General features: G+C 27.8%; 9 protein-coding genes and 1 pseudogene. All 10 read left to right on the top strand.

Translation table 11 applies throughout. The annotated features are described in order from the left end of the window. Positions 1-130, top strand: a pseudogene (locus ACQPUY_RS03410) (flagellin lysine-N-methylase); the annotation flags it as partial. 366 nt (positions 131-496) lie between these two features. Further along, on the top strand, positions 497-1,354 hold the full coding sequence (locus tag ACQPUY_RS03405) for a DegV family protein (protein WP_430839509.1): 858 nt from the start codon (positions 497-499) through the stop codon (positions 1,352-1,354). 139 nt (positions 1,355-1,493) lie between these two features. After that, complete coding sequence (locus ACQPUY_RS03400) at positions 1,494-1,703, top strand: hypothetical protein (RefSeq protein WP_430839508.1); 210 nt, start codon at positions 1,494-1,496, stop codon at positions 1,701-1,703. A gap of 77 nt (positions 1,704-1,780) precedes the next feature. Continuing rightward, a complete protein-coding gene (locus ACQPUY_RS03395; RefSeq protein WP_430839507.1) occupies positions 1,781-2,341 on the top strand; it encodes a hypothetical protein in 561 nt (186 codons plus the stop codon). Between the two features lie 706 nt (positions 2,342-3,047). Further along, complete coding sequence (locus ACQPUY_RS03390) at positions 3,048-8,753, top strand: beta-N-acetylglucosaminidase domain-containing protein (protein ID WP_430839506.1); 5,706 nt, start codon at positions 3,048-3,050, stop codon at positions 8,751-8,753. 245 nt (positions 8,754-8,998) lie between these two features. After that, the gene (locus ACQPUY_RS03385) at positions 8,999-10,024 is read left to right on the top strand and encodes a DUF5105 domain-containing protein (protein WP_430839505.1); all 1,026 of its coding nucleotides are present in this window, start codon (positions 8,999-9,001) and stop codon (positions 10,022-10,024) included. A gap of 169 nt (positions 10,025-10,193) precedes the next feature. Next, on the top strand, positions 10,194-10,796 hold the full coding sequence (locus ACQPUY_RS03380) for a YdaS family helix-turn-helix protein (RefSeq protein ID WP_430839504.1): 603 nt from the start codon (positions 10,194-10,196) through the stop codon (positions 10,794-10,796). 30 nt (positions 10,797-10,826) lie between these two features. Beyond that, positions 10,827-10,994 (top strand): hypothetical protein, encoded by a 168-nt coding sequence (locus ACQPUY_RS03375; RefSeq protein ID WP_430839503.1) that lies wholly within the window; start codon positions 10,827-10,829, stop codon positions 10,992-10,994. A gap of 10 nt (positions 10,995-11,004) precedes the next feature. Beyond that, a complete protein-coding gene (locus tag ACQPUY_RS03370) occupies positions 11,005-11,163 on the top strand; it encodes a hypothetical protein (protein WP_430839502.1) in 159 nt (52 codons plus the stop codon). Positions 11,164-11,249: 86 nt separating this feature from the next. Continuing rightward, entirely contained in the window at positions 11,250-11,564 is a 315-nt protein-coding gene (locus ACQPUY_RS03365; RefSeq protein WP_430839501.1) for a nucleotide pyrophosphohydrolase, read from the top strand. Positions 11,565-11,618: the final 54 nt, after the last annotated feature.

The raw sequence follows: 11,618 nt of genomic DNA, 5'->3' as shown, positions 1-11,618 counted from the left end.
AAAAGATTATATTGTAATTTTTTCAAGGATTATAGGTAATAATTCTGAGGCAGTAATAGAATTTTTATTAGATATGTTTGAAAGTGAAATATTAGAATTTGATTATATATGTTCTTTAACTTTAATTTAATAGAAATAACTGAAAAAGAAATTTTTAATACATTTTCTTTTTGGATTAATTTTAATTTCTGTTTGAAGCTGGCAATAGTTAAAAGCTATTACCTGTTTTTTGTTTTTGTACAGCTTATTATGAATTAAAAGTTTAGAAATAAAACTATGTATTATGAAAATAATGGTACAATATAACTATATAGAGAATTATTTTTAAATAAGAGATAGTATTTTGAAATTAATATATTAAATGATTATACAGTGAAAAAATGCCAACTTTTAATATATATAATTAACTTGAAGTTTAAGTGAAATTTATTTCTTTAACTAAATTTAATCGCTTTAACAATGTAAAATAAGCAGATAATAAAAGGAGGAAATAAAAATGAGTAATATTATATTAGTGGCAGAAACAGGTTCAGATATTCCAAAGGATATTGCTGAAGAAATGGGGATTTTCCTTGTTCCAATGCATGTTACTATGGGAGATAGTACTTATGATGATGGAAGTTTTCCAGTTGAACAAATTTGTGAGTATTACAATAATACAAATAAAATACCAAAGACTAGTGGAAGTTCACCACAAGACTTTACAAAGGTATTTGATGAGATTCATAGATTATATCCAGATAAGCAAATACTACATTTAGCATATTCGGCGGTAACTACTTGTTCTTATCAAAGTGCACTGATAGCAGCAGAGAATAGAGACTATGTTACAAGTTTTGATACTAAAAATGTATCTATTGGTCAGGCAGCAGTTGTGATTGAAACAGCTAGATATTTAAAAGAAAATCCAAGTGTTAATATTGAGGAATTACTAAAAGAAGTAAGAAACTTAAGTGAGGGTTGCCAAATGTGTTTTATTCCTTCTGAATTAGAGTATCTTAGAGCAGGAGGGCGTGTCAGCAATGCAGTCTTTATAGGTGGGAAAATACTAAAGATACATCCGTCAATTGAAATAGAAAATGGGTATTTAGTAGCTAAGAAAAAGTATAGAGGGAAAATGGAAAGTATAGTTACAAAGCTAATAGAAGACTTTGACTCTATAAAAAATTTGAATAAAAAAGAAGTATACCTATTGTGGTCAATAGGATTATCAGAGAAGATTCGTAGAGTGGCTGAAGATAAAGTAAAGCAAATGGGATTTGAAATAATTAGATGGATGCAAACAGGATGTGTAATTACATCTCATGGAGGACCAGGTTCATTTGGAATTGTAGGGTTTTCTAAAGAAGTTTAGAAAGTGATGTAGTTTAAAATAAATATTAAGTATAGGCATTAATCACATTAGGGATATATGTCTATACTTATTTTGTTTAAAAAGCAAAAATTCTGGAAATAATAAACAATAATAAAGCATATTTAGGAGGAAGGATATTATGGAAAATAATACTTGGACAGGAAGGTTTATTAAAGAAAGAAATGATAAAAATACAGATATAATAAAGCAATATAATAATTTATTTAAAGAGATAAGTGATATATTAATTAATGAGAATGTACAGATAGCAATAAGGAGTGATAGAGAATTTAAGGAAAATGCTTTCAAATTATATGTTATACTCAAAGATATATTTAATGAAAAATAGTTAAAGAAGCACTACATAGGAATTATTAAGAACGTTTTAGCATATCGTTTATTATAATGAATAACGAGGTGATATATTTGGAGAAAAGTTTCTTGATAATTCTAGAAAAAGTTTTAAAATGTATAATTAGTAAAATTGATAATGATGGGTTTAAGGGAATAGTTCCAATTAGTGCAGTCATATTTTTAATAATTATATTTTTATCCCCAGGATATATTTTAATATTTAATTTTAAAATAATGCAAAATATAAATAGTAACTTAATTATAGATATATCAACTATGATAGTTTTGGATGTCATATTATTTTTCATTATATATGTAGCTAGTTTAGTAATGAATATAGAAGTAGATGAAGAAAAACATCTTAAAGAGAGTGAGATAAACATTCAATTTGATATTATAAAAGTAGTTACTATATTTGGAGGAATATCAACAGTTTTATTTACGATATATGGAGTGATCTTAGCCTTGGAAAGTTCTATTAATATTAAAGTAGGACTTATATCATTAGCAGTATTACTAGCTTCGATAATAGCATTTTATGGAATGAGATTGAAGAAGATAATGAAGTCCGTAAAACTACCAAGCCCTAAAAAAGCTTTTAAGACGATAAAGAAAATTAATCAAAAAAAGTAAGTTTAATGCAATAGCAGATTAAGATAAATAGAAAACTGTATTATATCAAAAGTTTTAAGTAGTTGCTTTAATGATGATTTAGAAGAGATGATTATTTCATTTGAAATGATTATATTGGAATACTTATTAATAAGACATGCTGTATTTTTAAAATATTGCATAAAAAACAAATTAGCATCCAAGATGTAAAAGATTATATTGTAATTTTTTCAAGGATTATAGGTAATAATTCTGAGGCAGTAATAGAATTTTTATTAGATATGTTTGAAAGTGAAATATTAGAATTTGATTATATATATTATTTAACTTTAATCTAATAGAAATAACTCAAAAATTATCAAAGAAAAGCTTATTTTGTATAAGTAAAAAATATACAGAATTTTAAAGTAATAAGATTAAATAACCAGTGAAATTATAAATAGATTTAAAAAAGTAACAAAATTGCGATTTTTCAGAAAAAAATAGAAAATACGTTTACATAACCATTTTCTTATTATATAATTTAGAATAAAAGGGAATATTTGAATTTATTTTGTGTTGCGTGCTACCAATTGGGCATTAGCTTTCTTACAAGATTTGTAAGTGAGCTTTTTTTATTATTTAAAGAAAATTTAATTAAAAGATAATATGTAAATAAGAAAATTGGTAATAACATTACAAGATATTATTCAAAGTCTTTTAATATTATTTATAGGGAGGAAATAATGTGAGGATTAATGGTAAGAAATTACTGAGTTCTATTTTAGCTATTGCTATGACTTGCGGTTTGATTCAACCATCTGTGGCTCATGGAGTAACAAGAGTAGAAGAAAATGAGGAAAAAGTTGGATATGAAATCTATCCAAACCCTCATGAAATGCTATATACAGGAGACGAATTTGTAATACGTAAAGATGTAAACGTAGTTTATGATAGTACCATTGATGAGGTAACCAAAAATCGTATGACTGAAGTTTTAGATTCAAAGAATAAAAATATTACAGTCTCAAATGAAGTTGTAAATGGAAAAACAAACATATTAGTAGGAACATATTTATCAGATGAATATGTAGATAAGTATGTTCAAAGTAACCATGAATTAGATACTAAATTGTTTGAAAAAAATGATTCTTATTATATGGTATCAGAAAATGGAACAATTTCTATTTTAGGAAAAAATACAGATGCTGCATTTTATGGAATTACATCATTAAAACATATATTTAGTCAAATGGATGGATCAACAATTCTTAATTTTGAAATGAAGGATTATGCTGATACACGAATTCGTGGATTTATCGAAGGGTATTATGGTATTCCATGGACTAATGAAGATCGTATGTCTTTAATGGAGTTTGGTGGAGAGTTTAAGATGACATCTTATATTTTCGCACCTAAAGATGATTTATATCATACAAGTAAGTGGAGAGAATTATACCCAGAAGAAGAATTAGCAGAAATTGCTGAAATGGTACAAGTAGGGGTTAATACAAAGACAAAATTTGTTTGGACAGCTCATCCTTTTATGGGTGGATTTAATGCAAATGATTATGATAATGAAATGATTAAGTTAAAAGCAAAATTTCAACAATTATATGATGTTGGTGTTAGACAATTTGGTATTCTTGGAGATGATGTTGGTAGCCTTGATAAGCAAATTGTCGTTAATATGATGACTGAATTATCAGAATGGGGTAAAGAAAAAGGGGATGTTTACGATTTTGTATTCTGTCCTGCAGGTTATAATGCTAGTTGGCAAGGAGATTACTCAGAATTAAATATTTATGATGATCAATTCCCAGATGATGTTCAAATTTTCTGGACAGGTAATTCGGTATGTGCACCAATTAGTCAAGATACTTTAACTAATTTTAAAACAAATAGACTAGAAGCAGGTAAAGAGAGCAGAAGAAGTCCTTTATTCTGGTTAAACTGGCCTGTTAATGATATTAATATGCAAAGATTAATGATGGGAAAAGGAAGTTTATTACACACTGATATCAATATTGATGATTTAGCTGGTGTAGTAACAAATCCTATGCAAGATGCTGAACCATCAAAAGTATCTCTTTTTGCTATAGCAGATTATGCTTGGAATGTAAAAGAATTTGATGATGATAAGAGCTGGGAAGATTCATTTAAATATATAGATAGTGATGCTTCAGATGCATTACATACAATAGCAAAACATACTTCAGATCCAGCACCGAATGGACATGGATTAGTATTAGAAGAATCAGAGGAAATAAAACCTTTATTAGATGAATTCAAAACTAAATTAAGTAGTGGAGCTTCACTTATTGAAGTTGGAACTAAATTAGTAAAGGAAATGGATACAATAATTGAAGCTAGTGATGAATTTATTAATACTAGTAACAATGAAAGAATGGTTGAACAAATTACACCATTTGCAAATTCATTAAAGGATTTAGCAACTTCTATTAAAGATTATGTTACTGCAGCAATGAATTTAGAAGAGAAGGATAATGAATCAGCAATTCAAAATTTTGCTGAAGGAACTGTTGCATATGAGAATAGTAAGAAATATGATAGACCAACTATTAGTGGAAGTACTAAAGCTCAGCCAGGATCGAAGCGTTTAGTTCCATTTGCAGAAGCTGTTAGAGATGGAATTTCTAAAAAAATTAATGATTTAGTTAATGGTGGAGATAATTTAGTAATTACAGCTTCTACTAATATATCTAATGTATATTCAGGGAAAATTGAAGATATTATTGATGGTAAGGCAGATACATTTATATGGAATGGTCAATATGAGGCTGTAGGTCAATATTATCAGCTATCATTAAGCAAGCCAACTACAATTTATGGAGTAGATATCTTAAATGGTACTCCAGATAAGAAAGATGATACATTTGGTACTGCAAAAGTACAATATACAACTGATGGAATAACATGGAATGATATTAATAGTAAAACATATGGACCATATGCTACATCAGTTAAAGTTACTGGCGTAGAAATAGACAATGTTGTTGGGGTAAGGTATATTAGTACAGAAGTTGGAAGTGGAAATAAATGGCCAGCTATGAGAGAGTTCTCAATTGCTACATCTCCACAAGAGTCAGAAGGACCAACATTTACAAGTGAAGTAATACGTACAACTGATGGTTGGAGTGTGTATTCAGGAAAAGAATCTAATATTATAGATGGAGATGAAACTACAGGTGTTCACTATAATGTTAGACAAAGCGGAAATCCTACTAATACTAGTATCTCTGGAGACTATGTAGGAGTAAAATTAAGTGAGCCAATTATATTAGGTAAAATTAATATTGTTCAAGGGCCAGATGCTAGTTCAGGAGATTGGTTTAAGAATGCTACTTTAGAGTATTCTTTAGATGGTAAAGTTTATACAGAAATTAAACAATGTGTAAATGAGAAAGAGATTAAATTAGACCTTTCAGATCAAGAGATTGAAGCACAATATGTACGTTTAAGAAATAATGTGAATCAAGGAACTTGGATTGGATTTAGAGAATTTGAGGTAAATTCAAAAGTTTATCATAATGGTAAAGTATATACTAATGTAGAAAACTATAAAGAGCATTCAGCAGATTATTATAATGATAATGCTAGTATGGTTGAACTTCAAAATATTACTTTACAAAAGGGAGAATATATAGGATTAAAATTAGATCGTATTCATGAATTAACTGAAGCTATTGTAAATGGTTCTTCATTAGATAATCTTACATTACAAGTTTCTAAAAATGCTTATGAATGGACTAATGTAGAAAGTGGAAGCTTAACTGAAAATAATGATGCTAGATATATTCGTTTAGTTAATTTAACAGACAATGCAGTTACTTTTGATATAGATGAATTTAGAGTATCATCAAGAGAATTTGGACAACCTACAGTAAGTGAAACTAATATGGGAACAATTGCTGAGGGTAAAGTAGAAAATTTATTTGATAAAGATCGTACAACAGGTTTAAAATATCAAAAAACACAAGCAATTGGAGATTATATGATTCTTGACCTAGGTCAAGAAATAGATCTAAATGAGTTAAAGCTTGTAACTCATGATTCAGATAAAGACTATATCCGTGATGGAAAGGTTTATGTTTCAACAAATAAAACTGAATGGGGAGAGGCAATCATTACACTAGGAGATCAAGTAGCTAATACTGGAGCTGATGATTCAACTATTAATGAAAGTTTCCCAGAACATGAAATTTCATATAATGTAGCAAAAGCAACTGATATTAATAGAAGAGCCCGTTACATTAAGATTGAAATTACACAACCTTATGCTCATAGATGGACAAAACTTAATGAAGTTGAAATAAACAATGGTGAATATATTCCAACAGTAAATAATCCAACATTTGAATCAAATACAGAAGATACAGAAAAGGGATTATATGAATATTTAGTTGATGGCGATATTACTACAATGTATATTCCAAATAAAGATACAGGATATCTTGTATATTCAATATCTGAAAAAAATGAAGTTAATCATATTAGAGTTATGCAAAATGCTAAACAAATTTCAAATGCAGAAGTAAAGGTTAGAATTTTTAATACTACTAATAATAGTGCTGAGTGGATAACACTAGGAAGATTGAATAAAGCTACAAATGAGTTCATTTTACCAGTTGGAACTAATATTTTAGATGTTAAGTTTGAGTGGAATGGAGTTACTCCAAATTTAGTAGAATTATCTATGGATTCAGTATTAGATGTAAATGCAAATAAGCAAAAATTAGAAGACTTAATAAATGAGAATTTAAATACTGAAGACTGGACTACTAATAGTGCAAATGCATATAAAGAAGCTATAGAAGTAGCTAAGGAAATTAAAGAAAATAATTATGTAGCACAAGCAACTGTAGATAGTGCTATAAAAGAAATAGAAAAAGCAAAAGAAAATAAAGCAATAAAAGGTGATAGTACTGTTTTAAAAGATAAAATTGATAATGCTATTGCTGATACTGATAGTTCAAAATATACAGGTAAGACTTGGGCTAACTATCAAAAAGCTTTAAATGCAGCTAAGAAAGCAATGGAAGATGCTAATAATTTATCAGAAGCTGATATTACAAGATTAGTTGAAGAGTTAAATTCTGCAAAGGCAGCTTTAGTATATAATCCTAATAATAGAGAAGAAGCAGAAATTATAGTAGAAGATATTACTGAGTTTATGAATAATATTAAAGCTCCAGAAAAAACATATACTATAAATTCTTGGAACTTATTAAAGGGTACAAAGGCAGAATTAGAAGCATTAATTGAATTAAATAAAACAGAACCTCAAGATCCTGCAACATTTGAAGCTATAAATGAGGCTATGTTAAATGCTAAGAATTCTTTAGTAAATGTTGAATCTTTATCAGTATTAATAGATGAATTTAATAAAATAATTGACTCAAGTATTTATACAGAGGCTTCTTATAAAGCTTATGAAAATGCAATTAATAAGGCTAAAGAAGTTATGATTAATGGTACAGTTGACACAGTTAAACAAGCAGTAACTGATATTGAAAATACAAAGAAGAATTTAGAATTAGTAGATTTTAGTGATAGCATTAAAAAATACATTTCTGAATTGAAGAAATTAGATAAAGTTAATTATACTAGTAATTCTTATAAAGCATTAATGGATAGAGTAGCTGAAATAGAAGCTATGAACTTAGATGGAATGTCTGAAGAAGAATTAAAAGGATATGAAAAAGAACTATTAAACTTAAGAAATAGCTTAGTTAATGTAAGTGCATTACATGCTCAAGTTGAGACTGCTAAAGGATTTAAAGCTGACTTATATACTACAAGCAGCTACGATGCATTAATGGCCTTAGTCAATGCAGCAAATGAAGAATTTGTTTCAGGTAGTGCAGATAGCGTACAAGATTTAATTAACAAGATTGATGTAGCAATTAAAAACTTAGTTGCAAGAGTAGATAATAAAGAACTTGTAGATTATGTTAATGGTATCGAAGAGATTGATTTAACTAAATATACAGAAGAAAGTGCAGCTAAATATGCGGAAGCATTATCAGTATTAAAAGCTATGTTAGAAAATGCTGATAATACTGCTGCTACAGATTTTATAAAAGCTAAAAATAACTTTGAAGATGCAAAAGAAAACTTAGAGTTAAAACCTAATACTAACCCAGGTGAAGGGGAAGAAAATCCAGGTGGTGGAGAAGAAAATCCAGGAACAGGGGAAGAAAATCCAGGAACAGGGGAAGAAAAACCTGGTACTGGAGAAGAAAATCCAGGAGCTGGAGATAATACTACAGGAAGTGGAGAAAATTCTTCAGAAAATAGTAATGGTAAAAATGAAGGGACTCTTCCAGGAACTGGTGGAGTAAACTCTACAAATGTATTATTATTTGGATTTATATTAGTTGCTGCAGGCGTAGTATTTGTATTTAATAAAAAAGTAAAGCATGCAAAATAATAGAAGTTTCAAATGGTAGTTAATTAAAAATTAAAATGGATTATATCTTTAGTTTTAAGGATATAATCCATTTTTATTTAGATTTTTAGTAAAAAAGAAAAGAAAATCAGTATATCTTGTAGGAATATTTTATTAAGTTGTGGGGACTTATAAAAATATAATTGGAAAATAGTATTGACTAAGTAAATAAATGTAAGTATAATTTATATTGTCTAAGACAATATTTTGTGGAAGGGGTAAAATTAATGAGGAATTTTAAAAAGTTAGCATTAATATTAGCTATGATGCTATCAACAGTATTAATATACGGATGTGGAGGAAAAACGCCAACAGCTGTTGTTAATGAGTATTTTGAAAAGATTAAAAGTGGTGATACTGATGTTCAACAATTATTTTCTATGGTAGAAGAAGAAACAGAAAATGCTGAAGAGAATGAGGGGAATTCACAAGAGGATAATTTTTCTGAAGAAGTTCAAAATAAGTTGTTAGAGAAGTTAAAAGAAATAACTTATACAGTAAATAGTGAAACTATTGATGGGGATAATGCAAAAGTTAATGTTACAGTAAAAGGAATGGATCTTAATATTGTTATAGGAAAAGTTATGCAAGAAGCTTTTAGTTTTGCATTAACACAAGCTTTTTCTGGAACTGAAATGACTGAAGAAGAAAATGATGCTTATTTTAATAATTTATTTAGTAAATATTTAGATGAAGTAACCTATAGTGAAAGAACTTTAGATATTGAGTTAACTAAGGTAGATAAAGAATGGAAGATAAAAGAAACTGATACAATATCAAAGTTATTATTAGGTATTGATGAATCTACTTTTGGTAGTGAAAGTGAAGAAGAAAGTACAGTAATTACACAAGAAATGACTTTGAATACTCCATTTACTGTAGAAACAGAAAGTGGAAATTATAACTTAACTATTGAAGGTGCAAGGGCAACTGAAGAAAGAAATGAGTTTTCAGATAAAGAAGTTAATCAAGTAGTAATGTTAGATTATACTTATGAAAATATAAGCTTTGGAGAAAAAGATGGATCAGATCTTTATATTAGTGAATATGATTTTCAAGTTTTAGATGATGAAGGAAATGTTCTTGATACCTATCCAGTATCTGATGAAAATAGATATCCAAAAGCAACTCCAGTAGGGGGAAAATGTAAAGCAAGTGCAACTTTTGGAGTTCCTACTGATAGTAAAAACTTAAATGTTACATTTAAAAGAGGAAATCAAAAGGTAGCTAAGATAATAGTTCCAATAAATTAAATATAAATTAATAACAAAGGAGAAGGCAGATAAAATAAATATCTGCTTTTTCTATATAATAATTAAAATATATCATATTAATTTTACTTTTATTGCTTAAATATGAGAGAAAATGTACAATTATAGATATATTAATGAAAAAATATGTCTATGTTTAAGCAGAAAAGTGGTGAGTAAAATAAAGGGATTAGAATATATATTAGCTTTATATGATATGCAGCATGTAGAGCTAGCAGAAAAGCTTGGTATAAAGAAGCAAAATATTAATATGTGGATAAAAGGAAAGCAAAATATATCTAAAAAATATCTTCCAGTATTAGAAGAAATTTTTAATATAAAGCAAGAATATTTTAATAAGGATATAGATGAAATAGATAAGCTTGAAATACAAAAGGAAAAACTAAAAAAAGAATTAAATCCAATTATAGAAAAGCAACAATCAGTATATATATGTGAAGATGTAAATGCTATGGTTAATATGCCTATTTATGATAAAGAAGAAATAAATACTATAGAAAGAACTATAGAAAAAACTAAGCTTATAAGTAAATTTAAAGAAGCTTTAGAAATAGTAGATCCTAATCCTTATATTGATACATATAAGCTTATTATAGAAATATTAGAAAAAAGTCAGCATGAGCCTTTAGTTCATAAGACTATAGAAGCTTTAGCTCATTACTTAGAATTATTACCAGAGGGTATAACTACAGGTGATGAACAAGCAGAATTTGAAAGTGAAATATTTGAAGTTTTTGATGATAATAATTTTTAAAATTTAAGATAAATACTTGGAGGAATGAAGATGTCAACAGCAAATATAGGTTTTGAAGAAACTCTATGGAAATCAGCAGATAAATTAAGAGGAAGTATGGATTCAGCAGAATTTTATGGCTTGTTTAATAGGAAATTAAGAGGAGTCTATAGTTGTGTAATTGAGAATGAATTATACGACTTAATAATAAGTTTATAGAAAACAGTATATGTATAAGGTGTTAAATTCGAATATTATTCCAGATAATTGTGGAATAGCAATTGAGTATAGAATACCAGCTACTTCAAGAAGAATAGATTTCATTATTACTGGATTAGATTGTGAAGATAAAGATATTGAAAGTTATACGGATAAAATATTACTTTAAAGTTATCATAATTAATTAAATTCATGAGCTATATAGTTTGTATAATTAAATAAGAGTACGCTAAGGGTAAGAATGGGGAGAATAGAATGGAAGAAATAAAAAATCGAGTAAGAAAATTTAGAGATGACAGAGAATGGGCACAATTTCATACACCAGCCAATTTAGCAAAGGCAATAAGCATTGAGTCAGGTGAATTATTAGAACATTTTCTATGGAATGATGACTATGATAAAGAATCAGTATGTGAGGAATTGGCGGATGTTATGATTTATTGTTTACATATGGCAGATTCTTTAGGAGTTAATATAGAAGATATAATGAATAATAAAATGGACAAGAATGAAAAGAAATACCCAGTAGAAAAAGCTAAAGGAACAAGCAAAAAATATACGGAATTTTAAAGAATAAGCTAGTAACTAGGTTTGAATAGTTATTAGCTTATTTTTATTTAGATA

Source organism: Clostridium nigeriense (assembly GCF_050585245.1).
Taxonomy (GTDB): Bacteria; Bacillota; Clostridia; order Clostridiales; family Clostridiaceae; genus Clostridium; species Clostridium nigeriense_A.
This window is presented reverse-complemented; position numbering and strand designations above follow the sequence as displayed.

Coding starts and splice junctions, on each gene's coding strand:
- ACQPUY_RS03370 (WP_430839502.1), top strand. CDS start 11,005: ATGTATAAGGTGTTAAATTCGAATATTATTCCAGATAATTGTGGAATA.
- ACQPUY_RS03365 (WP_430839501.1), top strand. CDS start 11,250: ATGGAAGAAATAAAAAATCGAGTAAGAAAATTTAGAGATGACAGAGAA.
- ACQPUY_RS03405 (WP_430839509.1), top strand. CDS start 497: ATGAGTAATATTATATTAGTGGCAGAAACAGGTTCAGATATTCCAAAG.
- ACQPUY_RS03400 (WP_430839508.1), top strand. CDS start 1,494: ATGGAAAATAATACTTGGACAGGAAGGTTTATTAAAGAAAGAAATGAT.
- ACQPUY_RS03385 (WP_430839505.1), top strand. CDS start 8,999: ATGAGGAATTTTAAAAAGTTAGCATTAATATTAGCTATGATGCTATCA.
- ACQPUY_RS03375 (WP_430839503.1), top strand. CDS start 10,827: ATGTCAACAGCAAATATAGGTTTTGAAGAAACTCTATGGAAATCAGCA.